Below are 25,909 nucleotides of genomic sequence, written 5' to 3'. Positions count from 1 at the left end.
ATGCTGTTCCACCTAGCTTTTGCTACTTACTGATTATTTTACAAAGTCAAGCAAAGCCAAGAAGCTTTCAGCTTCAAGTGACGCACCACCTACAAGGGCACCGTCAACGTCTGGACAAGCCATGTATGAAGCAACGTTCTCAGGTTTAACAGAACCACCGTATTGAACACGAACTTTGTCTGCCACTTCTTGACCAAAGTCAGCAGCTACAACGTCACGAACAACTTTACACATTTTTTGTGCATCGTCTTGTGAAGCTGATTTACCAGTACCGATAGCCCAGATTGGCTCATAAGCGATAACTGATGCAGCAACTTGTTCAGCAGTCAATCCAGCCAATGCAGCAGATACTTGAGCACCTACGAATTCAGCAGCTTTACCAGCTTCGTAAGTTTCAAGTGACTCACCACAACAGATAATTGGAAGCATACCGTTTGCAAAGATTGCTTTTGCTTTTTTGTTGATATCTTCGTCAATTTCATGGAAGTAGTCACGGCGTTCTGAGTGACCGATAACAACGTAGTCAGTACCGATTTCTTTCAAAACTTGTGGGCTAGTTTCACCAGTGAAAGCACCTGCATTTTCAAAGTAGCAGTTTTGAGCAGCAACTTTAAGGTTTGAACCTTTTGCAGCAGCAAGAACAGTTGTCAAATCAAGAGCTGGAGCAGCGATACCTGCTTCAACAAGATCTGATGAAGGAAGTTTTGATGCAACTGCTTCAACGAATGCTTTAGCCTCTTCTGGATTTTTGTTCATTTTCCAGTTACCAGCGATAAATGGTTTACGTGACATTTCACATACCTCTTTTTTCAATTTATTTTCTACTTATTTTATCACAATTAGACACAGCTTGCAAATCTTACTCGGATTTCAAGCCTGCTTACAAGGATTAATCCTTCCAGAGATCCATAGCATTTCTAAAATCTGCAGATACCTGTGTCAACTGAGGATTGCTTGCTTCTCTCTCTGCCCGCTTAGCCTCAATTTGAGCCACACTTTTGATACCTTCATGGCGCCAGTTTCTCAAAATCGCCTGAATGTACTTCCAGTTTGCTTTTCCATTTAAAACAGCTTCACGAAGAGCCTCCTTAATCAAGTCAGCACTGGTTCCATCTTCCTTTAGTGTCTTGGTCAAATCCTCAATCTCAAAAGGTGTCAACAAGCGTCCCAATTCCTGCTGGAAGGTTTCCACCAAATCCTTAAGCTGATTCTGAGGTGTCAACTGGTCTGAACTCGAAGCAGGAGCTCCAAGCAAGTCATCCAAACGTTCCAAAGCCAAACTAGCATCAAAAAGCAATTCGATTTCACCATTCAATTCAATCGTTCGATACTGGAGAAGTCCCCTCTCCGTAAGATTAGAAATGGACTGGTTGACATCTGAAATTTCCTTGCCAATCCTTTCAGCAATCTGGCTTGGCGACATTTCTTCCAAACCTGTCGTATTTTGCAAATAGAAAAATTGCCAGACCAGAAAATCGTCGCTAGAAGGAAAGAGTTCCTTAAAATGCAAGAGCAGGGCACTCGGTAAAACCAAGTTCCCTGATTTAAAAGCGTCTAAATATGTCATAATTCCTCTTATAAATACCCAAATGCGGATGCATCATCTTCTATTTTTCTCCAGTCAAAAGGAGTTTCCTGATAGACCGCATAGTTCACCCAGTTACTGAAAAAGAGGGCTGCCGATGAAGACCAACAAAGACAAGGCGTCTGATTGACATCATCATCCTTAAAGTAATTTTCTGGAATATGAGGATCTAAACCTGCATCACAATCTCTGAAATACTCTTTTGCCAAGGTATCACGGTCATATTCCAAATGTCCAAAACTATAAATTTCACGCAAATCCCGACTAGCCAAAATCGAAACCCCAACCTGAGGTCCTTCTGATAAAATCTCGAGATTGGTTTTGTTTAAGACTTCTTCCTTAGAAATCTCCGTGTGCCGTGAATGAGGGGATACATAGCTATCGTCAAAGCCTCTAAAAAGAAGGTGCCCTTCTTTTAAAGCATCCTGAGGATAAATACCTGATAACTTACTGTCCATCTGGTATTTTTCCACTCCATAGCGCAGATAAAGACCAGCCTGAGCACCCCAACAGATATGAAGGGTCGAATAGACATGGGTCTTAGACCACTCAAGCACCTGGCTAAATTCCTCCCAATAGTCCACTTCCTCAAATGGTAAATGCTCAACTGGAGCACCCGTGATAATCATCCCATCAAAATACTCGTCCTTAACTTCAGGAAAAGTTTTATAAAAGGTCTCCATGTGCTCTGAACGAGTTGTCTTAGAACGATGGCTCTCCATATAGAGAAAATCAATATCCAGTTGTAGAGGTGTATTGGCCAAATGGCGTAACAACTGGGTCTCTGTGACCATTTTCTGTGGCATGAGATTTAAAATTAAAATCTTCAACGGGCGAATATCTTGGTGGGCAGCACGTTGATCATCCATGACAAAGATATTCTCTGTCCGTAAAATCTCAACAGCTGGTAATTTTTTATCAATTCGAATCGGCATAACCCTCTCCTAACTGTACTCTTTCAGGAATAATTGCTTGTGTTTGAACTCTTCGAAAATCTCTTCAAACCGCGTCAACGTGCCTTGCCGTACGTATATGTTACTGACTTCGTCAGTTCTATCTGCAACCTCAAAACAGTGTTTTGAGCTGACTTCGTCAGTTTTATCTGCAACCTCAAAGCTGTACTTTGAGCAGCTTACGGCTAGTTTCCTAGTTTGCTCTTTGATTTTCATTGAGTATGAAACTAAATCTCAAACATCTAGTCCTTTTATTATACTGCAAGAAGATATAGTTTTCAATTATAGTTTTTCTCTAACTAGCTATAGTCTATTTTTATATCCCAATGTAGAGAAAACAGCCCTAGGGACTGTTTTTCATTAATAATGCATCAAAACTTTGTAATCGTAGTCACCGATTTTTTCACGGCCGTTCAATTCATCCAATTCAACAAGAAAGGCACAACCTGCTACAACACCGCCAAGTTTTTCAATCATTTCGATAGTTGCCTTAACAGTTCCACCTGTTGCCAAGAGGTCATCTACGATTAGAACACGTTGACCTGGCTTGATGGCATCCGCGTGCATAGTCAAGGTATCAACACCGTACTCTTTTTCATAGTCAGCAGAAATGACTTCGCGTGGCAATTTTCCTGGCTTACGAACAGGTGCAAAGCCAATTCCCAACTCAAAGGCAACTGGACAGCCCACGATAAATCCACGAGCCTCAGGCCCTACAATCATATCAATTTTCTTGTCAGTAGCATACTGAACAATTTCACGAACAGCGTAGCTATAAGCATTCCCATCAGCCATCAAAGGACTAATATCACGGAAGATGATGCCTTCCTTTGGATAATTTTCAATTGTTGCAATATAATCTTTTAAATTCATCTTTTTCTTTCTTTCAAAGTTTTTACTCTCTATTATACCATACTTTCTAGTAAAGAAGAAAGAGAAAACAATATTTCATCTGCTAGTCACCCTATAAGTCAAATAAGATGACCATTTTTATTCAAAGGGTATCACAAGATAGATGCATAATATGACTTCCCTAGCAAAAAGGAGAGAAGCATTTCGTTTCTCTCCCTAGATTAACTGATATCTCTCCACTACAATTGATAAAGAGATATCTTTTCTTGTAGTGCTTTAAATTTTATTTATTTTAATAGACTGTTTTTTCAGTTTCTACATCAAAGAAGTGTGCTTTGTTCAAGTCAAATCCAAGTTCAACTGTTGCGCCTGTTTGCAAGTAATCACGAGCATCAACTTTAGCAACAAATTCGTCTTTACCAACTTGGCAGTATAGGTGAGATTCTGAACCAAGCAGTTCTGATACAGAGATAGTCGCTTTTACAACACAGTCTGGGAATGTTTCAAGGAAAGCAGGTTCTGCATTCACGTCTTCTGGACGGATACCGAAGATCAATTCTTTACCTTCATAGCCCTTTTCACGAAGTACTTTCAAAGCGCCTTCTGGAACTTTCAAACGGAAACCGTCTGAAATAATTTCGCTACCAACCAATTTCACATTGATGAAGTTCATTGCTGGACTTCCGATGAATCCTGCAACGAATTTGTTAACTGGGTTTTTGTAAACTTCTTGAGGAGTACCGATTTGTTCTACACGTCCGATAGTACCTGTACCAGCAGGGTTCTTAGTTGCTGACATGATAACGATACGGTCTGCAAGTGTCATCGCTTCTGTTTGGTCGTGAGTTACGTAGATAGTTGTAGCTCCAATACGACGGTGGATTTTAGCGATTTCAGCACGCATTGATACACGAAGTTTTGCATCCAAGTTTGACAAAGGTTCGTCCATCAAGAATACTTTTGCGTCACGGACGATGGCACGACCCATGGCAACACGTTGACGTTGACCACCTGAAAGGTCAGCTGGTTTACGTTCCAAGAATTCTTTCAATCCAAGGATTTCAGCTGCTTCTTGCACACGTTTGTCGATGTCTTCCTTGCTGTATTTACGCAATTTCAAACCGAAAGCCATGTTGTCATAAACAGTCATGTGTGGGTAAAGAGCGTAGTTTTGGAATACCATAGCGATGTCGCGGTCTTTTGGAGCTACGTCGTTGACAACCACGCCATCGATAGATGCAGTTCCTTCTGTGATGTCTTCAAGACCAGCAATCATACGGAGTGTAGTTGATTTACCACATCCTGAAGGACCTACGAAAACGATAAATTCTTTATCTTTGATGTTCAAGTTGAAATCTTCAACTGAATAGTGTTCGCTGTTTGGATATTTTTTGTAAATATTTTTAAGATTCAATTCTACCATGAGGTGAACTCCTTTTGTCTTTTGATAATTACATTATATATGAAAACGCTTTACATTTCTATGGCAAGGTGACCAAAAAAACAAAAAAGTTCTGTGCAACTTGCACAAAACTTTAGAGAATATCGAAGAATTTGAAGAAGATAATCTTTATTATTCTTCTATACAAAAGCAGAAACAAGGATTAGTTTTCCCATATTTTCACTGATTCTCCACTACATTTGACTGGATTCTAATTTTTTAGAGAAATACAAAAGAGCTAGCCTAAGCTAACTCTTATCCTATGCGGAGAGAGGGACTTGAACCCTCACGACCTAAAGCGGTCACAGGATCCTTAGTCCTGCGCGTCTGCCAATTCCGCCATCCCCGCGTCGATTACTTTACTAGTATATCAACTTTTGGGATCCTTGTCAACACTTTTTTTCAAATTTTTTCATTTCATCAACCAAATTACTCTGAAATTTCATTTAGATTTTCATCTACTAACTTAGCTCCGAGTGTGTTTTTGAAATGACCTAGGGCAAATTGATGATTTTCAGGCCAGATGGAAGCAACAGCTGGTTTAACAATCTCGATGTCATATCCTAGATTATAGGCATCTATAGCTGTATGTAGGACACAGATATCCGTCAAGACACCTGTTAAGATAACGGTAGAAATTCGACGCTCTCTCAAACGAATATCTAGGTCAGTCCCTGAAAAAGCTGAGTAATGGCGTTTATCCATCCAAAAGACACGACTGTCTGAAGCATGCTCTTGATAAAAGATCCCCAAGTCTCCGTATAAATTGCGTCCACTAGTCCCAATCAGATTATGAGGAGGAAATAGTTTACTTTCTGGATGAAAACAATCGTTTTCTTCGTGAGCATCAATGGTAAAGAAGACGTAGTCTCCACGTTCAAAAGCTAATCGAGTCACCTTGCTAATGGCTTCTGAAATAGCTTGAGCTGGAGCCCCTGCTGTCAATTTACCACTATCAGCAACAAAATCTTCTGTATAATCAATCGAAATCAAAGCCTTAGTCATTAGTAATCTCTTTTCTTCACTTCTTCAAAAATATCTGAAATCAAGACCTTAAGATAGGTTCCCTTCATTCCAAGAGAGCGACTTTCAATAATCCCCGCAGATTCAAGTTTACGCAGAGCATTGACAATCACAGAACGAGTGATTCCGATACGATCTGCAATCACTGACGCAGTCAACTGCCCTTCATTTCCATTTAACTCCCCTAAAATTGCTGAAACAGCACGGAGTTCGGAGTAAGAAAGGGTATTAACCGCCATGGTAACAGCAGTACGGCGGCGAATATTTTTCTCATCTTCTTCACGTTGGAAATTAAGGAGTTGAATCCCAACGACGGTACTGGCAATCTCAACAAGGATCAAGTCCTCATCTTCGAATTTTTTATCATTGCGCCAAATAATCAAAGAACCAAGTCGAATCCCTGATACATGAATCGGTGCAATGGTTGTCAAGCCATCTGGAAAATCATCTCTACTCTCAACAGGGAAAATACTCATATCATGCTCAACAGGCAAATTTGCTTCTGTTTCGTAAATCATATTAGCCCCTTGAACGTAGTCATCTGGGAAGATCTTAGTTTGGAAGAATTGCTCTACGCGATCTGTATTTGTTTTATAACGCATAAAATAGCCAAGCAGACGTCCCTTACTATTGATAATGCAGGCATTGCAATGAATAATATCCGCTAACTGACGCGTAATAGCGTTGTAAGGCAGCTCATCCTGCAACTGCTCCTCTGAGCGCTTCAAAATTGATGTAATTTTTCTTGTTTTTTCTAATAAATGTGCCATTTTTCACCTCGAATTTAATCGCTATCATTATAACATAAAAACGTCTCTTTTTCAATAATTATCTGAAAATTCCTTATTGACTTGCAATTTTTAAAAACCAGAATATTTTTAATTAAATTTTCCCTTTTCTATTGACAAGCTGTCTATTTTTGTGTATCATAACATTATAAAAAGATAATACAACAATTTTATTTATACTCAATGAAAATCAAAGAGCAAACTAGGAAACTAGCCGTAAGCTGCTCAAAGTACAGCTTTGAGGTTGCAGATAAAACTGACGAAGTCAGCTCAAAACACTGTTTTGAGGTTGCAGATAGAACTGACGAAGTCAGTAACATATACCTACGGCAAGGCGACGTTGACGAGATTTTCGAAGAGTATTATCTTTTCACATTCGGTCTCCTTATATAAAAAAGCGATTCATTTTGAACCGCTTTTTCTTATTTATCTCCCTTGTTACGAATAACAAAGCCTGTTTTCTTTTCGCTTGAGGTATTGCGTGGTTTTTTATTATCCTTACGGTAACGTTTTTCCTTATCAAAACGATCGTTGCCACGACTTCCTTTTTTGAAATCATCACGGCGACCACCACGACGGTTGTCTCCACGGCGATTATCACGACGGTCATCTCCACGACGACCTCCCTTAGCTTTACCACCGAAGCCATTACCTGATGGTTTAAACGGTAGTGGTTTTTCACGCGCAATCTCCACTTCTGGAAGGCTATCTGGATCTTGGACTGTCAGACTCAAGATATACATTGCCAATTCTTCTGGAGTAAATTCGGCAGCTAGCTTACGAGCGTCCTTACCAAATTTCTCAAAGTTGGCACGAATGGTTTCATCTGCAAAATCACGTTCGATTTTCTTGAGAGCTACTTGTTTTTTAGCTTGGAAGGCTTCTTCTGCACTTGCAGGTTTGAGACCTTTCATGCGTTTCTTAGTCAAGTTTTCAATAATTTGAAGGTAGCCCATTTCGTTTGGAGCAACAAAAGTAATCGACTGACCTGACTTACCAGCACGACCTGTACGACCGATACGGTGAACATAACTTTCAGGATCTTGTGGAATATCGTAGTTATAGACATGGGTCACACCTGAAATATCCAAGCCACGCGCTGCAACGTCTGTCGCAACCAAAACATCAAGATTGCCATTTTTAAAGTCACGAAGGACACGAAGACGTTTGTTTTGGTCCAGGTCACCATGAATTCCTTCGGCACGGAAACCACGGATTTTAAGACCACGAGTCAATTCATCTACACGGCGTTTAGTACGACCAAATACGATAGCAAGTTCTGGTTGTTCCACATCCATAAGACGAGTCATGGTATCAAATTTTTCTTGTTCCTTAACTCGGATATAGTACTGGTCAACCAATTCTGTTGTCAATTCCTTAGCCGCAATCTTCACATGCTCAGGTTCTTTCATAAACTGAACACCGATACGTTTGATAGCATCTGGCATAGTTGCTGAGAAAAGTAAGGTTTGACGGTTTTCAGGAACACGAGAAATGATGGCTTCGATATCTTCAAGGAAGCCCATGTTGAGCATTTCATCTGCTTCGTCAAGGATGAGAGTTTCAATATCTTGTAATTTCAAGGCCTTGCGTTTAATCAAGTCCAAGAGACGACCAGGTGTTCCCACCACGATATGGGCACCAGATTTAAGAGCCTTAATTTGTTTTTCAATGCTTGATCCGCCATATACTGAGCGAACTTTGACTCCCTTACTACGACCAAAGCGGAATAGTTCTTCTTGACTTTGGACAGCGAGTTCACGAGTTGGAGCGATGACCAAGGCTTGGATGGTCGCTTCTTCTGTACGGATTTTTTCAAGAGTAGGCAAGCCAAAAGCTGCAGTTTTTCCTGTACCAGTCTGAGCTTGACCGATAACGTCCTTGCCTTCAAGGGCCAAAGGAATGGTTTGTTCTTGGATCGGACTGGCTTCTACAAAACCAGCTTTTTCAATCTCTGCTAGCAAATCAGCAGACAAGTTTAATTCATTAAATTTCACGTTATTCTTCTTTCTAAAGGTGGTGCGAAGCCACCCTATAGGGCTTAGTGTATACTTTTCTTTTTATGACGTATTTTCATATACTGGATACAAAATCGTGTTGCTTCTTTTCCACAAAAGAAAAGTACTGTTTTCTTTGCAACCCATCTAGTATAACACAAGACCAGAGCAAAAGATAGCCTAATTTCTCTAGAAAATCATGTAAGCGGTTTTTGGCTTTCCTTTTTGATGGAACGACCTAGATAATAAGACAAAGCCAAGGCGATACTATATAAAATGATAAAAACGAACAAGGTTTGTGTGTAAGAATGAGCCATTTTATAAGTCTCTGCTAATAAAATAGGTCCTGCTAAACCAGCCATTGCCCAAGCTGTTAAAATATAACCATGCAGAGCGGCCAATTCCTTGGTTCCAAAAATATCACTGAGATAAGCTGGAATCAATGAAAAACCAGCTCCATAGCAAGTCATCAAAATAGACATAGCGACTACAAATAAAACGGAATCTGTAAAGAGCCAAAGTGAGAGAGAAAAGAAAAGATTGACAAGCAGTAATATACTAAAGGTTAGGGGGCGACCGATATAGTCAGATAAGCTCGCCCAGAGCAAGCGACCAAATCCATTGAAAATCCCTAAAACGCCCACCATTACTGCTGCATGACTTGTAGACAAGCCAGCCATCTCCTGTGCCATTGGCGATGCCGCTGAAATTAAGCCTAAACCACAAGCTATGTTGATAAAGAAAATAATCCAAAGTATATAAAACCGATTGCTTTTCAGAGCCTGATTTGCAGCCATTCCTTGCGTCAAAGAGGCTGTTTTTTCTTTCCCTGAAGCAGATAAAATTGCAAGCTCTTGCTCATTTGGACGCTTAATGAATTGTGAAGCTAGGAGCATGATAATAAAGTAACTTGCACCTAAAATATAAAAAGTTTCTACAAGCCCTATCCCTGCGATGAGATGTTGCGCTATGGGACTAGTCAATAAAGAAGCAAAACCAAACCCCATAATCGCTAAACCTGTTGCGAGACCACGTTTATCAGGAAACCATTTTATAATCGTTGACACAGGGGTAATATAGCCTGCTCCCAAACCAAGCCCACCTAAAATGCCGTAAGCCAGATACAACAACCACAGTTCCTGACGGTCTATTGCAAATCCTGTTAAGATATTTCCACCTGCGTATAGAAAAGCAGATAGACTCCCCATGACTCTCGGACCAAATTTTTCTACCAAACGCCCCATAAATGCAGCCGATAAGCCTAAACAAAAGATTGCTAGACTAAAGGCAAAGGCAACAGAAGCCTGATCCCATCCCGTTTTTTCAATAATAGGGTTACGATAAACACTCCAAGCATAAGTCGAACCCAGCATTAAGTGTAAAATGACCCCAGCAAAGGCAATAATATAACGATTCGATTTCATAAAACCTCCTATTTTCGAACATTTATTCTATCTTATATAAAAATAGATAGGATTTTAGTTTATCAAGCTTGTCAAAAAATTACTAGCTTTTTGTCTGGAAAGCGTTTTTATTTTTTTCTGTCTTTTTCGTAGCAGAATTGTGCAAAAGTTTTTTTCTTGTGCTAGAATGTAATTCGAATAGGAGGAACTCTAAATGTTAACTTATGATTTAATCGTTATCGGATTTGGTAAGGCTGGTAAAACACTAGCTGGTAAATTGGCTTCAGCTGGCAAAAAAGTTGCCCTCGTTGAACGTAGCAAAGCTATGTACGGTGGAACTTGTATCAACATCGGTTGTATCCCAACTAAGACTTTGCTAGTTGCTGCTGAGAAGGGCTTGTCTTTTGAAGAAGTCATTGCTACCAAAAATACTATCACTGGTCGCCTCAACGGTAAAAACTATGCGACTGTTGCTGGTACAGGCGTGGATATCTTTGATGCGGAAGCTCACTTCCTTTCAAATAAAGTCATCGAAATCCAAGCTGGTGATGAAAAGAAAGAACTGACTGCTGAAACAATCGTCATCAACACTGGTGCTGTTTCAAACGTCTTGCCAATCCCTGGACTTGCTACAAGCAAAAACGTCTTTGACTCAACAGGGATCCAAAACTTGGACAAGTTGCCTGAAAAACTTGGAGTCCTTGGTGGCGGAAATATCGGTCTTGAATTTGCTGGCCTTTACAACAAACTTGGAAGCAAGGTCACAGTCCTAGATGCCTTGGATACTTTCCTACCTCGTGCAGAACCTTCCATCGCAGCTCTTGCTAAACAATATATGGAAGAAGACGGTATTGAATTGCTTCAAAATATCCATACTACTGAAATCAAAAACGACGGTGACCAAGTCCTTGTCGTGACTGAAAACGAAACTTACCGTTTCGATGCCCTTCTCTACGCAACTGGACGCAAACCAAATGTAGAACCACTTCAACTTGAAAATACAGATATTGAACTAACTGAACGTGGCGCTATTAAAGTAGACAAACACTGTCAAACAAACGTTCCTGGTGTCTTTGCAGTTGGAGATGTCAACGGTGGCCTTCAATTTACTTACATTTCACTTGATGACTTCCGTGTTGTCTACAGCTACCTTGCTGGAGATGGCAGCTACACTCTTGAAGACCGTCTCAATGTACCAAACACCATGTTTATCACACCTGCCCTTTCACAAGTTGGTTTAACTGAAAGCCAAGCAGCTGATTTGAAACTTCCATACGCAGTGAAAGAAATCCCTGTTGCAGCCATGCCTCGTGGTCACGTAAATGGAGACCTTCGCGGAGCTTTCAAAGCTGTTGTGAATACTGAAACAAAAGAAATTCTTGGAGCAAGCATCTTCTCAGAAGGTTCTCAAGAAATCATCAACATCATTACTGTTGCTATGGACAACAAGATTCCTTATACTTACTTCACAAAACAAATCTTCACTCACCCAACCTTGGCTGAGAACTTGAATGACTTGTTTGCGATTTAAGTTGAGATTTGATCGTATCGAACAGCCCTCTTTGGGCTGTTTTTGCTTCTGCGAAACACCAAATCTGTCTTTTCACTCTTTTGTGATATAATAGAAACATGAACTTAAAAACTACTTTGGGCCTTATTGCTGGGCGCTCTTCCCACTTCGTTTTAAGCCGTCTTGGCCGTGGAAGTACGCTCCCAGGAAAACTTGCCCTTCAATTTGATAAAGATATTTTACAAAACCTAGCTAAGAACTACGAGATTGTCGTGGTCACTGGAACCAACGGAAAAACCTTGACAACTGCCCTCACTGTCGGTATTTTAAAAGAGGTTTATGGTCAAGTTCTGACCAACCCAAGCGGTGCCAACATGATTACAGGAATTGCGACAACCTTCTTAACAGCCAAATCTTCTAAAACTGGAAAAAATATTGCCGTCTTAGAAATTGATGAAGCCAGTCTATCTCGTATCTGTGACTATATCCAGCCAAGCCTTTTTGTTATCACCAATATCTTCCGTGACCAGATGGACCGCTATGGTGAGATTTACACAACTTACAAGATGATTTTGGATGCCATTCGTAAGGTGCCTACGGCTACTGTTCTCCTTAATGGAGACAGTCCACTTTTCTACAAGCCAGCTATTCCAAATCCTGTAGAGTATTTTGGTTTTGACTTGGAGAAAAGACCAGCCCAGCTGGCTCACTATAATACAGAAGGGATTCTCTGTCCTGACTGCCAAGGAATCCTCAAATATGAGCAGAATACCTATGCAAACTTGGGTGCCTATATCTGTGAAGGCTGCGGATGTAAACGTCCTGATCTCGACTATCGCTTGACAGAACTAGTTGAGTTGACCAACAATAGCTCTCGCTTTGTCATAGACGGACAAGAATATGGTATCCAAATCGGTGGTCTCTATAATATCTACAACGCCCTAGCTGCAGTTGCCATCGCCCGCTTTCTCGGCGCCGATTCCCAACTCATCAAGCAGGGATTTGACAAGAGCCGTGCTGTCTTTGGACGCCAGGAAACCTTCCATATCGGTGACAAGGAATGCACCCTTGTTTTGATTAAAAATCCAGTCGGTGCAACCCAAGCTATCGAGATGATTAAACTAGCACCTTATCCATTTAGCCTATCCGTCCTCCTTAATGCCAACTATGCTGATGGGATTGACACAAGCTGGATCTGGGATGCTGATTTTGAACAAATCACTGACATGGACATCCCTGAAATCAACGCTGGCGGTGTTCGCCATTCTGAAATCGCACGCCGTCTTCGTGTGACTGGTTACCCAGCTGAGAAAATTACTGAGACAAGTAATCTGGAACAAGTTCTTAAGACCATTGAAAACCAAGACTGCAAGCATGCCTATATCCTGGCTACCTATACTGCTATGCTGGAATTCCGCGAACTGCTGGCTAGTCGTCAGATTGTTAGAAAGGAGATGAACTAATGGTTTATACTTCACTTTCCTCAAAAGATGGCAATTACCCCTATCAGCTCAACATTGCCCACCTCTACGGAAATCTCATGAATACCTACGGGGACAATGGAAACATCCTCATGCTCAAGTATGTGGCTGAAAAGCTGGGAGCCCATGTGACCGTTGACATCGTTTCACTCCATGATGACTTTGACGAAAATCATTACGACATCGCCTTTTTTGGTGGTGGTCAAGACTTTGAACAGAGTATCATTGCAGACGACCTACCTGCTAAAAAAGAGAGCATTGACAACTACATCCAAAATGACGGTGTGGTTCTGGCTATCTGCGGTGGTTTCCAACTATTGGGTCAATATTATATTGAAGCTTCAGGCAAACGCATCGAAGGGCTAGGGGTTATGGGCCACTACACCCTCAACCAGACCAATAAGCGTTTTATCGGTGACATCAAGATTCACAATGAAGATTTCGATGAAACCTACTATGGTTTTGAAAACCATCAGGGCCGTACCTTCCTCTCAGATGACCAAAAACCACTGGGACAGGTAGTCTATGGAAATGGAAACAACGAAGAAAAAGTCGGCGAAGGGGTTCATTACAAGAATGTCTTTGGTTCCTACTTCCACGGACCTATCCTCTCTCGTAATGCCAATCTGGCTTATCGCCTAGTCACTACTGCCCTCAAGAAGAAATACGGTCAGGACATCCAACTCCCTGCTTATGAAGATATTCTCAGCCAAGAAATCGCTGAAGAGTACAGTGATGTCAAAAGCAAGGCTGACTTTTCTTAAACCAAGGAAAAACATATCAAAGAACTCCATTATCTTATCGGAGTTCTTTTTGTCTTTTCTTTTACCCTTCTCCCTTGCATTTTCTCTCTTTTTTTGCCAAAATAGAGGGGTAGAAAGAAGGTAGCATATGTCTAAATTACAACAAATCGTAACATATCTTGAATCAGAAAAACTAGACGTCGCTGTCGTATCTGACCCCGTCACAATCAATTACCTCACTGGCTTTTACAGTGATCCCCATGAACGCCAAATGTTCCTTTTTGTCCTAGCGGATCAAGAACCCCTCCTCTTTGTCCCAGCTCTTGAAGTTGAGCGTGCTACTAGCACTGTTTCCTTCCCAGTTGTGGGCTATGTGGATTCTGAAAATCCATGGCAAAAAATGAAACATGCTCTACCACAGCTTGATTTCAAACGTGTCGCTGTTGAGTTTGACAATCTCATCTTAACCAAATATCATGGTTTAAAAACCGTTTTTGAAACTGCTGAGTTTGAAAACCTCACTCCTCGTATCCAACGCATGCGCCTCATCAAATCAGCTGATGAAGTGCAAAAAATGATGGTTGCAGGTCTCTATGCGGACAAGGCTGTTAATGTTGGTTTTGACAATATTTCTCTTGATAAGACTGAGACAGATATCATCGCCCAAATTGACTTTGCTATGAAGCGTGAAGGTTATGAAATGAGTTTTGATACCATGGTCTTGACTGGTGATAATGCTGCAAATCCACACGGTATTCCAGCAGCAAACAAAGTTGAAAATAACGCCCTTCTCCTCTTTGACCTTGGTGTTCTAGTCAACGGCTATGCGTCAGATATGACTCGTACGGTCGCTGTCGGCAAACCAGACCAATTCAAGAAAGACATTTATAACTTGACTCTTGAAGCCCAACAAGCTGCTCTTGACTTTATCAAGCCAGGGGTGACTGCCCATGAAGTGGATCGCGCTGCCCGTGAGGTCATCGAAAAAGCTGGTTACGGCGAGTACTTCAACCACCGTCTCGGTCACGGTATCGGTATGGATGTCCACGAATTCCCTTCTATCATGGAAGGAAATGACTTGGTTATCGAAGAAGGCATGTGCTTCTCTGTTGAACCAGGTATCTATATCCCTGGTAAAGTCGGTGTCCGTATCGAAGACTGCGGTGTTGTTACCAAGGATGGCTTTGACCTCTTTACAAGCACCAGCAAAGACTTGCTTTATTTTGATTAATATTCATCTAATACTCAATGAAAATCAAAGAGCAAACTAGGAAACTAGCCGCAGGTTGCTCAAAACACTGTTTTGAGGTTGTAGATAAGACTGATGAAGTCAGCTCAAAACACTGTTTTGAGGTTGTGGATAGAACTGACGAAGTCAGTAACCATATCTACGACAAGGCGACGTTGACGCGGTTTGAAGAGATTTTTGAAGAGTATAAAATCTTCCCACAATAAAACGCATAGTATCAAGTTTTGAACACCTGATACTATGCGTTTTTCTTATTTGAAAGACTTTTGACTCAGTCTCTTTACTTAATCTTCTTGATACTTTGACTAAGAATAAATCCTACAATCATCCCTACTATATTTTGCATGAAATTTGGTAAAATTTCTGGTAGGGCTGCTGCCCAGCCATTCATCAATGTAGAACCCAAGGCGTAACCCCCTACCATGGCAATCGTTGCTAAGATAAGGCCTAACCACTGAGTTTTTCCTTTAAATCCTGCGAAAAATCCCTGCAAGCCATGGTTGACCAAGCTAAAGAACATCCACTGAGGATAGCCTGATAAGAGGTCAATCAAGAAGCCTGCTAGTCCTCCGACTACAGCCCCTTCACGACTACCAAAGTAAAAGGCCGTAAAGAAGACACCCGCATCTAAAAGAGTTAGAATGCCTGTCGGTGTTGGAATTTTTAAGAAATAACCTAGAACCACAGAAAGGGCGGTTAATAGGGATACAAGGGCGATTTTAGTTGTTTTGGTTTGCTTCATATTGTCTTACTCCATACTGATCTGCTTGTACAATGGCACGGTAAACGAAAGCCTTAGAGCTTTCTACTGCTGATAAAAGTTCATCACCTTTAACCAAGTAACTGGCAATGCTAGAGGCAAAGGTACAACCTGCGCCAGCATTTTGCCCTTGGATGACAGGATTTTCCAACACTGTAAAGGTTTGTCCATCATAAAAGACATCTACAGCCTTGTCCTGACTAAGGCGATTGCCTCCCTTGATAATAACTGCTGGCGCTCCTAATTCATGCAATTTCTGTGCTGCAGTTTTCATATCTTCAAGGGTTTTAATCTCTTGATCTGCTAGTAATTCTGCTTCAGGAAGATTAGGCGTAATCACACTGACATGAGGGAAAAAGCGAACCAACTCTTGGCAGAGTTCACTAACTGCTACGTCGTGCGTTTCCTTGCAGACCAAGACAGGATCCAGAACCACAGGCACTCCTGGGCGTTGCTTGATAAAGTCCAATGCCTTCTCAGCCACACTGACAGTTGGTAGGAGACCAATCTTAATTCCCCCAAACTCCACATCACGTAAGCTATCTAATTCATGTTGAAAAATGGTATCGTCAGTTGGAAAGACTTCAAATCCTTTTTCTGTCAAGGCTGTCAAACAAGTCACTGCTACAAAGCCATGCAAGCCGTTCAAGGTATAGGTAGCCAAATCAGCGGACAATCCACCACCACTAAAAATATCATTTCCTGAAAGTGCTAAAATACGATTATTCTTCATAACGAATCTCCTTTAAATACAAACCATTAGGTGCTGCAGTGGGACCTGCAAGTTGCCTGTCCTTCTTCTCCAAGATGAGGTCAATCTGCTCTACTGGCATGCGGTTATTGCCAATTTTGAGTAGCGTCCCCACCATATTGCGAATCTGTTTATACAAGAAACCATTTCCTGAAAAGGTAAAAGTCAAAAACTGGCCTGTCTCATCAACCCTAAGACTGGCTTCTGTAATAGTGCGAACCTTATCCTCTACACTAGTCCCAGAGGCTGTAAAGCCAGTGAAATCATGGGTTCCTTCTAGCTTTTTGACGGCCTCCTGCATCCTCTCCACATCAAGTGGGTAAGGGAAGTGGGTGGCATAGTGACGGCGCATCGGATTTTTGGGACGTCCTCTATCCACGATAAACTCATAGGTCTTGCTATGCTTGGCATAACGACAATGAAAATCATCCGCCACAAGCTCAATTGAAATCACATCAATATCTTCAGGAGACTGAGTGTCCAAAGCAAAACGGAGCTTCTCCTCATCCATCTGATAAGGTAGGTCAAAATGAATAACCTGTCCCAAAGCATGAACCCCACTATCAGTCCTACCAGCACCGTGAACAGTGATGGCTTTCCCCTTATTCAATCTAGTCAAGGTTTTTTCAATTTCTTCCTGAACGCTACGCGCATGAGGCTGGCGCTGAAAACCAGCAAAGGCGTAACCATCATAGGAAATAGTTGCTTTATATCTCGTCATAACTTCTATTTTATCAAGAAATTAATCTGTAGACAAGGTTCTAAAATAAATATTGTCTGGGTACAAAAAACTCAAAAGAAAAACCTAGGAAACCAATCCTAAACTCTCTTTTGGAGTAGGTACATGACAAAGATAGAGGTTACAATTAACCAAGATCCTAAGATAGCAAAGACCAACATCCCATTGTGAGTTAGTAAGCCAATTGCACCTAGAATAAATGGGGTTGTAAAAGCTCCGAAACTACAGCCTAATACAGCAAATGAAGTTGCTTGATTGAGGAGTTTAGCTGGAATTCGTTCAGAGACAAGTTGAAAGACCGTCGTCAAGGCTACACTGTAGGCAAAACCAGCCAGAATACTCCCTGCCACTACCACCCACAAGGATGGAGACAAGGCAATCACAATTTGCCCCAAACCAAAGGTAATACCAGACCAGAGGAGCAGTTTCTCTTTAAAAATAGAAATCAAGAAAGAAAAACTCACCCCAGCCACAATCCCGATTAACTGCATGACACTAAGAACAAAACTAGATAACTGGGCATCTCCAAGTCCTCTTTCCACCATCAAACTTGGAATACGGATAGTAATAGCCGTGTTGGTACAAACTACAACTGCCGCTTCAATAGCTAGGGTAAAAATCAAGCCTTTCATTTCTCGAGTTAAGCGACTTGCTTCCTTCGCTTTTTTCTTGACTTCTTTCTTTTCTTTTCCATAAGGGACAAAGAGCAGATAAAGGGTCAGCACCAAAAATCCAGCACTATAAGCTAGGAAGGTAGCTGTCCAACCAAAGGCCAACAACTGACCGACTGCCAAGGTAATGAGAGAAGCTCCAACGACCTCTGCAGAACCGCGTAACCCTAGCATCTGAATTCGTGTTTTTCCTTGATAACGTTCACTGATAATGGAAATGGCCTTGGCATTGATCATCCCGAGACCCAAACCAAAAAGAATCCGAGTTCCAAAGACAAAGGGATAGGCTTGATACCAAAAGGGTGCTGTTCCACTCAGTGATAAAATCAACAATCCCAAACTAATCTGTAATCGCTCAGGAAATATTTTTTCTAAGAAACCATTTAGTAGTAACATCATCATGATCCCAAAGGAAGGCAAGCTCGCCAAGAGCTCAATTTGTTCCTTAGGATAACCTTGATAATAGTCAAACATGGCTGGCAGGGCACTCGAGATGGAAAAGGATGTAATCAAAACGAGTGAGAGAGCCAAAATACTGGCCCGTTCTAAAAATTGTTTCATGAAATCTCTTTCTATATTTCTCTTAATCTTCTGTCTCTTTTGATAGTTGTCAAAAAAGCAAGAAAAGAAGAAGCCTCTTTAGTGTATAGACTCCTTCTTAAACTCGAAAATGAATCCCTTGTGTCTTAGGATGACTTTCTCTTGATTTGCTTGATAAAGTAGAAGATAAATCCTGCCACCATATAGGCAACAAAGATAATCAGACACCACTTGAACACGACATCCCAACCCTTGTTCACATTCAAAAAGAAGTAAGGGAAAGGATTATCCTTGGCATTTGGAATATTGAGTTTTAAAACCAAACCATTAAAGAGAGCAAACATCATATACAGCAAGGGTAAAATCGTCCACACAATTGGATCCCAAATCTTGTATTGACCCTGTTTGTCAAAAAAGAGGGTATCTGCGAAAAACCAGAGGGGAACGATATAGTGGCAAAGGAAATTTTCTAGAGTATAGAAATTAGTCGCAATAGGTGCTAAGAGGAAATGGTAAATCACACAGGTAATCATGATACTCATGGTGACTCCACCTTTTAAGCGCAAGAGACTTGGTCTTTGCCAGTTTTCACCTACACGGCTCATAACCTTTAGGAGATAGAGGGTAAAAATAGTTACCAAGAGGTTGGACAGAACCGTGTAATAGAGAAGCATCCCAAAACCACCATGCTTGGTAATTTCAAGATAAACTCCCGTAAAAGCCGCTAGAAACAAGAAGATACGGCTATAAAATACAAGTTTATAGTGTTTTGACATACTTAAATCTTCTTCACAAACTCTGATTTGAGTTTCATGGCACCAAAGCCATCAATTTTACAGTCGATATTGTGGTCGCCTTCTACGATGCGGATATTTTTCACGCGCGTCCCTTGTTTCAAATCTTTTGGCGCACCTTTTACTTTCAAGTCCTTGATGAGGGTAACAGTATCACCGTCAGCCAAGTTATTTCCGTTGGCATCGATAGCGACAAGACCTTCTTCTACTTCTGCAACTTCAGCAGGATTCCACTCATGAGCACACTCTGGGCAAACCAGTAGGGCACCGTCTTCGTAGACATACTCTGAGTTGCATTTTGGGCAATTTGGTAGGTTGTTCATGGTTTCTCCTTATCATCATTCACTATTCTTTGAAAATCAAAATTTCTTGAACAGCAACTATTATACCTTAAAATCAGCATTTTGACAAATTTAGAAAAAAACCGATATCAATCTATCGGCTTTTCTACATCTACATTCTTTTTTCAGCTTCTGCTTTGATTTTTTCAACTACTTCTTGAATGTTCAAACCAGTTGTATCAAGGTAGACAGCATCCTCTGCTTGTTTGAGAGGTGAAGTCTCACGATGACTATCCTTGTAGTCACGCGCAGCAATTTCCTCTTTTAAGGTTTCAAGGTCTGTCTCAATTCCCTTGGCAATATTTTCCTTATAACGACGCTCTGCTCTTTCATCAACAGAAGCTACTAGGAAAATTTTCAATTCTGCTTGTGGTAATACAACAGTTCCAATATCGCGACCGTCCATGACAATACCGCCTTGTTGGGCGATTTCTTGTTGGAGAGAAACTAGTTTCTCACGGACTTCAGGAATTGCTGCAATAGCAGAAACATGATTGGTCACTTCATTTTCACGAATAGGATGGGTAATATCCACATCGCCTACAAAGACAAGCTGGTCTCCAGTTTCTGAGCGTCCAAAACTAATTGGATGCTGGTCCAACAAGGCTAGAAGGGCTTCAACTTCTTCTACTCCTAACTGGTTTTGGAGAGCCATATAGGTCGCTGCGCGATACATGGCACCTGTATCTAGGTAAGTGTATCCAAAATCCTTGGCAATAATCTTTGCGACCGTACTCTTACCACTTGAAGCAGGACCGTCAATAGCAATTTGAATTGTTTTCATATCGGCTCCTATTTTATTTTTATAACATCACCTGGATTAGCAAACCAAGACCCCGTAGCCATGTGCCCAGGATTTAAAGCTTCTAACTGAGCAATCGAAATCCCAGCACGAGCTGCAATGGCTGCTTCCCCTTCTCCAGCCAAGACTTTTGTCGTCCCTTCTGGATCTGTAGCTTCCTCCGAGTGTTCAGAAGAAGATTCTGAACTCTGTTCAGGCTGGGAACTACTAGATGATGAAATCTGTACTACATTTGCATCTGAATCGTGAAAATCTTTCAAGGCTGCTGTGCGATTACTCCCACCTGATGAAAGATAGATGAGAACAATAATCATCACCACCACAATTACAAAGAAAATACTGGCTAGGATCGTCAAGACACGATTGGCCACTACATCTCTGCCTTGAGTTCTCTTACGACGTTCTGATCTTGTTTCTTCTTGATTTTCATAAATATCTTCTTGCCACGGTTCTTTTTCCATACCCTGCTCCTTGTTTTTTTTTACTTTTCTTATTACAATATAAATATGAAAATCACACTTATACCTGAACGATGCATCGCCTGTGGGCTTTGCCAAACTTATTCTGATTTATTTGATTACCACGATAATGGAATCGTGCGTTTTTACGATGACCCTGACCAACTAGAAAAAGAAATTTCTCCTAGCCAGGATGTCTTAGAGGCTGTTAAAAATTGCCCAACTCGCGCCCTGATTAGCAATCAGGAAGCCTAAATCAATGGCGATAACCCACTCCCTCTAGTTTAGCATATTTCCATGTAAAATTATAGTCTTTTCACTTTATTTTTTTCTGTAAAATCAGGAAGGTCACTTTTTTCTTTAACGAGATAAAGTGGTCTTTTTTTAGTCTCCAAATAAATTTTACTGATGTACTTGCCGAGAATCCCAATGGTCAAGAGTTGAATGCCTCCAAGAAAGAGAATGACTGCCATCAAAGAGGTCCAACCTGATGTCGGATTGCCCAAAATGAGAGTCCGAACCACAACAAAAAAGGTCATTATTAGAGAAACAAAGCAAGATAAGAGACCTGCAACAAAGGCGATAATCAAGGGAAAATCTGAAAAATTAACAATCCCTTCAATGGAGTAAAAAAAGAGTTGCCTAAAACTCCAACTGGTCTTGCCAGCCTGCCTTTCGACATTTGGATAGTCCAGATAGTGGGTTTTAAAGCCGACCCAGGCAAAGAGTCCCTTAGAAAAACGATTGGACTCAGTCAAGCTTAAAATGGCATCGACCACAGTTCTTCTCATCATGCGAAAATCACGAACACCAGAGGGCAGGGCTACTGGGCTGATTTTTTTCATAAGGCGGTAAAAGAGATCAGCACAGAAACTGCGAAAGAAGGGTTCCCCCTCCCGACTGGTTCTCCGTGTTCCTACGCAGTCCAAATCTTCATTTTGGTCTAGTAAGTTTTTCATCTCAAGCAGCATACTAGGAGGATCCTGGAGGTCTGCATCCATCACCACCACCAAATCTCCTGTCGCATATTGCAATCCTGCATAAAGAGCTGCTTCTTTTCCAAAATTTCGAGAGAAAGAAATATAATGCACTGCCGGATTTTGTTCCCGATAGGCCTTTAAGAGTTCCAAGGTTCCATCACTTGATCCATCGTCGACAAAGACATACTCGATTTCTGTTTCCAAATCTGGAAGTAAAGCTTCCAAAGCCTGATAAAAAAGAGGAAGTACTTCCTCTTCGTTTAAACAGGGGACAATGATTGACATCACCATCTTAGTCTTCAAATCCATTTGGATGCTTGCTTTGCCAACGCCATGCGTCTTCACACATTTGGGTGATGCCGAGTTCTGCTTCCCAGCCGAGTTCTGCTTTGGCTTTTGCAGGATCTGAATAGCAGGCTGCGATATCCCCTGGGCGACGGTCTACGATGCGGTAAGGAATTGGACGTCCCACCGCTTTTTCCATATTTTGGATAATTTCAAGAACTGAGTAGCCTTTACCTGTCCCAAGGTTATAAATGTTTAGACCTGAACCTTTTTGGATTTTTTTCAGAGCTGCGACGTGACCTTTAGCCAAGTCAACAACGTGGATATAATCACGAACACCAGTTCCATCTTCCGTATCGTAATCGTCTCCAAACACTTGCACTTGCTCTAATTTTCCAACGGCTACTTGAGTCACATATGGCAAGAGATTGTTTGGAATACCGTTTGGATTTTCTCCCAAATCACCACTCTCATGGGCTCCGATTGGGTTGAAGTAACGAAGCAAGACCACATTCCATTCTGAGTCTGCCTTGTAAATATCCGTCAAAATTTCCTCTAGCATAAGCTTAGTACGACCGTATGGGTTAGTCACTGAAAGTGGGAAATCTTCCAAGATGGGTACTGTGTGCGGATCTCCGTAAACTGTCGCAGAAGAACTGAAAATGATGTTTTTACAGTTGGCTTCTTCCATAACTTTCAAAAGGCTAACAGTTCCTGCGATATTGTTGTCATAATAGGCAAGAGGGATACGGGTTGATTCGCCAACAGCCTTCAAACCAGCAAAGTGAATGACACCTGTTGGTTCTTCTTGTTCGAAAATGTCACGAAGAGTATCTGTATCACGGATATCAGCCTCATAAAAAGGAATCTCAACTCCTGTAATTCTCTCAACAACTTCTAAACTTTTACGGTTGCTGTTAACAAGGTTATCCACCACAACAACCTGATGACCTGCTTGGATTAACTCAATAACAGTGTGGGTCCCGATAAAACCTGCCCCACCCGTTACCAAAATCTTTTCTTGCATCTTCTTTCCTCGATTCTCGGATTTTTTCTTATTTTACCATTTTTGATAGGGAATGTCATTTGCCATCCTAGAAGCTAAGCTAAAATTTCAGTAAAATATTTATTCGCTTTTTAGTCGTTTGACATAGTTTTCAATTGGGTAGTTTTCAGGGTCCAAGATCAACTCCTTGTCTTTGACCAATTGAGCTAGGTGGTAACCAATGATAGGACCCGTTGTGAGGCCTGATGAACCTAGTCCACTAGCTGCATAGACACCTGCTAATTCTGGCACCTGCCCAAAGAAAGGAGAGAAATCACTGGTATAGGCACGGATTCCCACACGCTCAGTTCTTGAAGTCGCTTTAGCCAAGGCTGGATAGTGAGGCAATGCCGCCTCCTCCATTTGTTGGAGTAAGGTTTCATCTACCGTCAAATCAAATCCCATATCATTTTCATGAGTAGCACCTAGGGATAATTTCCCACCTGCAAAAGGAATCAAATCCCACTCCCCTTCTGGCATAACCACAGGATAAGATTCCATGTCTTGGGCAAGCCAATAATCTCGGAGTTGTCCTTTTTGGGGACGAACATCCACAGCATAACCCAAGGGTTCTAACAAGTCCCCCAACCAAGCTCCCGTCGCCAAAATAACCTGCTCAAACTCCTCTTCACCAATCTGGTAGCCTGATGCTAATGGTGTCAGAGTCACTTTTTCTTTGACCAGCTTGACCTGACTGGCTTCTAGCAAACGAGTCACTAAGAGTTGGCCATCTACTCTCGCTCCACCAGAAGCATAGAGCAAGCGATCAAATCCCTGCAAACCAGGGAATAATTCAGTTGCTGATGCTTGGTCCAGAATGGCTAATTGCCCTATCAAGGGAGACTCTTTTCTACGCTGGAGGGCTAGTTCATAGAGTTCTTCTAGCTTGGATTCATCCTTTTTCAAGAGAAAGACTCCCGAACGTTGGTAAAAGTCGATTTCTTGCCCTGAATTCTCTAAATCAGCCAACAAATCCACATAAAAGTCTGCCCCCAAGCGCGCCATCTTGTACCAGGCCTTATTGCGACGTTTGGAGAACCAAGGACTGATAATTCCTGCTGCGGCCTTGGTGGCTTGACCCTGTCCATGGTCAAAGACGGTTACTTCTAGGTCACTTTCTTTAGAGAGGTAGTAGGCAGCTGTTGCACCTACAATCCCTGCTCCGATAATGGCAACTTTTTTCATTGTCTTCACTTTCTAACTAGATATGATGGAAAGGATTGGTCGATGCTTGGCTAGGTAAAATCTCTAGTTCCCAGCCTTTTTCCTCTTTCCATTTATTAAGGAGTGCAGCGATTTTTTCTACAAAAAGCACTTCGATATAGTGGCCTGGGTCCAATGCCAACAACCCATCAGACAGCATATCCTGGGCAGTGTGGTAGTAAATATCACCAGTGATATAAACATCTGCCCCCTTTGCCAAAGCATCCTTATAGAATGATTGCCCACTTCCACCGCAGATAGCCACTCTTGAAATAGGCTTCTGCAAATCCCTCTCTTGATAATGGACCATTCGAAGGCTATCTAAACCAAAGACTTGCTTGACATGCTGGGCCAATTCCCCAAATGTCTGAGGCTGAATATTCCCAATACGACCAATTCCACGTTCAGGACCTGTCTCCTGAAGATAAGTCGTCTCCTCGATACCTAGCATCTGACAGAACCAATCATTGAGGCCATTTTCAACGATGTCAATATTGGTATGGCTGACATAAACTGCAATGTCATGCTTGATCAGGTCGATGTAAATCTGATTTTGTGGACGGCTAGCTACCAAGTCCTTGATGGGACGGAAAATCGGCGCGTGCTTGACAATAATCAAGTCCACACCCTTTTCAATAGCTTCAGCCACCGTTTCTTCACGAATATCCAGAGCAACCATGACACTTTGGATATCCTTGTCCAAAGTGCCAATTTGTAGGCCACGACTGTCTCCCTCCATGGAAAATTCCTGAGGACAAAAGGCTTCATATGCGTTAATTACTTCACTTGCTAGCATGGAGAACCTCCTTGATGGCTTGAATTTTATCCACTAGAACTTGACGTTCCTCCAGATTTTTTTCTGGGATTTGTCCGAGGGCAAACTCTAGCTTAACAGCTTCTTTTTGCCATTTTTGGACAAAGACTGGACTGACCTCTTTGGACAAGAAAAGACCAAAGCGAACATCACTGGCTGAGAGCTTCATTTGTCCTGCTTCCACCACCAAAATCTCATAAAACTTACCAGCTTCTTCTAAGATGCTTTCAGCTACAATCTGGAATCCGTTCTCTTGTAACCAGATACGCAAGTCGTCTTCACGATTATTGGGCTGGAGGATCAATCGTTCTACATTAGCTAACTTGTCCAATCCTTCTTCTAAAATCCTAGAAATCAAACGGCCGCCCATGCCAGCAATAGTGATAACCGATACCTGATCTGCCTCTTCAAAGGCTGCCAAGCCATTGGCTAAACGAACCTGGATTTTCTCCTTTAGACCGTGAGCCTCAACATTTTTGACTGCAGACTGGTAAGGACCTTCTACGACCTCACCTGCAATGGCACTTTTGATTTGTCCTCTTTCGACTAACTCGATAGGCAAATAAGCATGGTCACTTCCCACATCTAGCAAAATGGCTCCCTGTGGCACAAAGGAAGCCACCAATTCTAATCTCTTTGAAATCATCTTCTCTCACTTTCCAAAACTCTATTACCTCTTATTATACCACATTTCAACTGGC

At 41.6% G+C, this 25,909-nt stretch carries 30 protein-coding genes and 1 tRNA gene; 7 read left to right on the top strand and 24 right to left on the bottom strand.

From position 1 onward, the window contains the following. Positions 1-33 precede the first annotated feature (33 nt). From tpiA to codY, 9 genes are all read right to left on the bottom strand, one after another. Entirely contained in the window at positions 34-792 is a 759-nt protein-coding gene (gene tpiA, locus AC6I9F_RS03450) for a triose-phosphate isomerase (protein WP_498022781.1), read from the bottom strand. Positions 793-889: 97 nt separating this feature from the next. After that, the gene (locus AC6I9F_RS03445; protein WP_498022779.1) at positions 890-1,567 is read right to left on the bottom strand and encodes a DnaD domain-containing protein; all 678 of its coding nucleotides are present in this window, start codon (positions 1,565-1,567) and stop codon (positions 890-892) included. Between the two features lie 8 nt (positions 1,568-1,575). Beyond that, on the bottom strand, positions 1,576-2,520 hold the full coding sequence (gene metA, locus AC6I9F_RS03440; protein ID WP_498022777.1) for a homoserine O-acetyltransferase MetA: 945 nt from the start codon (positions 2,518-2,520) through the stop codon (positions 1,576-1,578). A gap of 9 nt (positions 2,521-2,529) precedes the next feature. Then, positions 2,530-2,754, bottom strand: coding sequence for a hypothetical protein (locus tag AC6I9F_RS03435; RefSeq protein WP_498022775.1), 225 nt, complete (start codon positions 2,752-2,754; stop codon positions 2,530-2,532). A 144-nt stretch (positions 2,755-2,898) separates the two neighbouring features. Next, positions 2,899-3,411, bottom strand: coding sequence for an adenine phosphoribosyltransferase (locus tag AC6I9F_RS03430; protein WP_498022773.1), 513 nt, complete (start codon positions 3,409-3,411; stop codon positions 2,899-2,901). Positions 3,412-3,682: 271 nt separating this feature from the next. Then, entirely contained in the window at positions 3,683-4,813 is a 1,131-nt protein-coding gene (locus AC6I9F_RS03425; protein WP_000229957.1) for an ABC transporter ATP-binding protein, read from the bottom strand. 281 nt (positions 4,814-5,094) lie between these two features. Further along, positions 5,095-5,180 (bottom strand) — tRNA-Leu (locus AC6I9F_RS03420). An 80-nt stretch (positions 5,181-5,260) separates the two neighbouring features. Continuing rightward, positions 5,261-5,836, bottom strand: coding sequence for a cysteine hydrolase family protein (locus tag AC6I9F_RS03415; RefSeq protein WP_498022770.1), 576 nt, complete (start codon positions 5,834-5,836; stop codon positions 5,261-5,263). Continuing rightward, positions 5,836-6,624 (bottom strand): GTP-sensing pleiotropic transcriptional regulator CodY, encoded by a 789-nt coding sequence (gene codY / locus AC6I9F_RS03410; protein WP_000940732.1) that lies wholly within the window; start codon positions 6,622-6,624, stop codon positions 5,836-5,838. The genes AC6I9F_RS03415 and codY overlap by 1 nt, the downstream gene beginning before the upstream one ends. Before the next feature lie 201 nt (positions 6,625-6,825). On the opposite strand from codY, the gene AC6I9F_RS03405 reads away from it, so the two are divergent. Next, the gene (locus AC6I9F_RS03405) at positions 6,826-7,035 is read left to right on the top strand and encodes a hypothetical protein (RefSeq protein ID WP_498022768.1); all 210 of its coding nucleotides are present in this window, start codon (positions 6,826-6,828) and stop codon (positions 7,033-7,035) included. Positions 7,036-7,064: 29 nt separating this feature from the next. Here the strand turns inward: AC6I9F_RS03405 and cshA are convergent, their stop codons facing one another. Together cshA and AC6I9F_RS03395 are read right to left on the bottom strand one after the other, a co-directional pair. Further along, on the bottom strand, positions 7,065-8,639 hold the full coding sequence (gene cshA, locus AC6I9F_RS03400; RefSeq protein WP_498022766.1) for a degradosome RNA helicase CshA: 1,575 nt from the start codon (positions 8,637-8,639) through the stop codon (positions 7,065-7,067). 197 nt (positions 8,640-8,836) lie between these two features. Further along, positions 8,837-10,063, bottom strand: a complete 1,227-nt coding sequence (locus AC6I9F_RS03395) for an L-lactate MFS transporter (protein ID WP_000841581.1) — start codon at positions 10,061-10,063, stop codon at positions 8,837-8,839. A gap of 193 nt (positions 10,064-10,256) precedes the next feature. On the opposite strand from AC6I9F_RS03395, the gene AC6I9F_RS03390 reads away from it, so the two are divergent. The 5 genes from AC6I9F_RS03390 to AC6I9F_RS03370 all read left to right on the top strand — a co-directional run bounded on the left by AC6I9F_RS03390 (position 10,257) and on the right by AC6I9F_RS03370 (position 15,231). Beyond that, positions 10,257-11,573 (top strand): FAD-containing oxidoreductase, encoded by a 1,317-nt coding sequence (locus tag AC6I9F_RS03390; RefSeq protein WP_000958960.1) that lies wholly within the window; start codon positions 10,257-10,259, stop codon positions 11,571-11,573. 98 nt (positions 11,574-11,671) lie between these two features. Beyond that, on the top strand, positions 11,672-13,015 hold the full coding sequence (gene murT, locus AC6I9F_RS03385) for a lipid II isoglutaminyl synthase subunit MurT (RefSeq protein WP_112443990.1): 1,344 nt from the start codon (positions 11,672-11,674) through the stop codon (positions 13,013-13,015). After that, on the top strand, positions 13,015-13,797 hold the full coding sequence (gene gatD / locus AC6I9F_RS03380) for a lipid II isoglutaminyl synthase subunit GatD (protein ID WP_498022763.1): 783 nt from the start codon (positions 13,015-13,017) through the stop codon (positions 13,795-13,797). Before murT ends, gatD begins: the two co-directional genes overlap by 1 nt. Positions 13,798-13,924: 127 nt before the next feature. Further along, the gene (locus AC6I9F_RS03375) at positions 13,925-15,007 is read left to right on the top strand and encodes a M24 family metallopeptidase (protein ID WP_498022761.1); all 1,083 of its coding nucleotides are present in this window, start codon (positions 13,925-13,927) and stop codon (positions 15,005-15,007) included. Between the two features lie 17 nt (positions 15,008-15,024). After that, on the top strand, positions 15,025-15,231 hold the full coding sequence (locus AC6I9F_RS03370) for a hypothetical protein (protein ID WP_112443985.1): 207 nt from the start codon (positions 15,025-15,027) through the stop codon (positions 15,229-15,231). A 74-nt stretch (positions 15,232-15,305) separates the two neighbouring features. On the opposite strand, the gene AC6I9F_RS03365 is transcribed toward AC6I9F_RS03370, so the two are convergent. The 8 genes from AC6I9F_RS03365 to AC6I9F_RS03330 all read right to left on the bottom strand — a co-directional run bounded on the left by AC6I9F_RS03365 (position 15,306) and on the right by AC6I9F_RS03330 (position 20,884). Then, positions 15,306-15,767: an ECF transporter S component gene (locus AC6I9F_RS03365; RefSeq protein WP_173234673.1), complete on the bottom strand. Its 462-nt coding sequence runs from the start codon at positions 15,765-15,767 to the stop codon at positions 15,306-15,308. Beyond that, the gene (locus tag AC6I9F_RS03360; protein ID WP_173234671.1) at positions 15,745-16,518 is read right to left on the bottom strand and encodes a bifunctional hydroxymethylpyrimidine kinase/phosphomethylpyrimidine kinase; all 774 of its coding nucleotides are present in this window, start codon (positions 16,516-16,518) and stop codon (positions 15,745-15,747) included. The genes AC6I9F_RS03365 and AC6I9F_RS03360 overlap by 23 nt, the downstream gene beginning before the upstream one ends. Further along, on the bottom strand, positions 16,508-17,257 hold the full coding sequence (gene truA, locus AC6I9F_RS03355) for a tRNA pseudouridine(38-40) synthase TruA (RefSeq protein WP_262080528.1): 750 nt from the start codon (positions 17,255-17,257) through the stop codon (positions 16,508-16,510). Before truA ends, AC6I9F_RS03360 begins: the two co-directional genes overlap by 11 nt. A 98-nt stretch (positions 17,258-17,355) precedes the next feature. After that, entirely contained in the window at positions 17,356-18,507 is a 1,152-nt protein-coding gene (locus AC6I9F_RS03350; RefSeq protein ID WP_498022757.1) for an MFS transporter, read from the bottom strand. Positions 18,508-18,632: 125 nt separating this feature from the next. Next, positions 18,633-19,262 carry a Pr6Pr family membrane protein gene (locus tag AC6I9F_RS03345; RefSeq protein ID WP_173226970.1) on the bottom strand — a complete coding sequence of 210 codons (630 nt, stop codon included), beginning with the start codon at positions 19,260-19,262 and terminating at the stop codon, positions 18,633-18,635. A 2-nt stretch (positions 19,263-19,264) separates the two neighbouring features. Further along, a complete protein-coding gene (locus AC6I9F_RS03340; protein WP_498022755.1) occupies positions 19,265-19,603 on the bottom strand; it encodes a zinc ribbon domain-containing protein YjdM in 339 nt (112 codons plus the stop codon). 130 nt (positions 19,604-19,733) lie between these two features. Then, positions 19,734-20,405, bottom strand: coding sequence for a (d)CMP kinase (gene cmk, locus AC6I9F_RS03335; protein WP_498022753.1), 672 nt, complete (start codon positions 20,403-20,405; stop codon positions 19,734-19,736). Positions 20,406-20,413: 8 nt separating this feature from the next. Then, positions 20,414-20,884 (bottom strand): SAG1386/EF1546 family surface-associated protein, encoded by a 471-nt coding sequence (locus tag AC6I9F_RS03330; protein ID WP_173218575.1) that lies wholly within the window; start codon positions 20,882-20,884, stop codon positions 20,414-20,416. Between the two features lie 45 nt (positions 20,885-20,929). Here AC6I9F_RS03330 and AC6I9F_RS03325 point away from each other — a divergent pair, with 45 nt between their 5' ends. Beyond that, entirely contained in the window at positions 20,930-21,136 is a 207-nt protein-coding gene (locus AC6I9F_RS03325) for a ferredoxin (protein ID WP_173218573.1), read from the top strand. Positions 21,137-21,186: 50 nt separating this feature from the next. Here AC6I9F_RS03325 and AC6I9F_RS03320 read toward each other — a convergent pair whose 3' ends face one another. The 5 genes from AC6I9F_RS03320 to AC6I9F_RS03300 form a co-directional block, all read right to left on the bottom strand. After that, entirely contained in the window at positions 21,187-22,152 is a 966-nt protein-coding gene (locus AC6I9F_RS03320; protein WP_498022750.1) for a glycosyltransferase family 2 protein, read from the bottom strand. 1 nt (position 22,153) lies between these two features. After that, complete coding sequence (gene galE, locus AC6I9F_RS03315) at positions 22,154-23,173, bottom strand: UDP-glucose 4-epimerase GalE (protein ID WP_368081586.1); 1,020 nt, start codon at positions 23,171-23,173, stop codon at positions 22,154-22,156. A gap of 99 nt (positions 23,174-23,272) precedes the next feature. Further along, positions 23,273-24,376, bottom strand: coding sequence for an NAD(P)/FAD-dependent oxidoreductase (locus tag AC6I9F_RS03310; protein WP_498022747.1), 1,104 nt, complete (start codon positions 24,374-24,376; stop codon positions 23,273-23,275). 16 nt (positions 24,377-24,392) lie between these two features. Continuing rightward, positions 24,393-25,190 carry a Nif3-like dinuclear metal center hexameric protein gene (locus AC6I9F_RS03305; RefSeq protein ID WP_498022745.1) on the bottom strand — a complete coding sequence of 266 codons (798 nt, stop codon included), beginning with the start codon at positions 25,188-25,190 and terminating at the stop codon, positions 24,393-24,395. After that, positions 25,177-25,854, bottom strand: coding sequence for a tRNA (adenine(22)-N(1))-methyltransferase (locus AC6I9F_RS03300; RefSeq protein WP_498022743.1), 678 nt, complete (start codon positions 25,852-25,854; stop codon positions 25,177-25,179). The genes AC6I9F_RS03305 and AC6I9F_RS03300 overlap by 14 nt, the downstream gene beginning before the upstream one ends. Positions 25,855-25,909: the final 55 nt, after the last annotated feature.

The sequence above is a fragment of the Streptococcus nakanonensis genome (assembly GCF_059738785.1).
The sequence above is the reverse complement of the archived record's forward strand: the minus strand, read 5'-3'. Positions and strand labels throughout refer to the sequence as shown.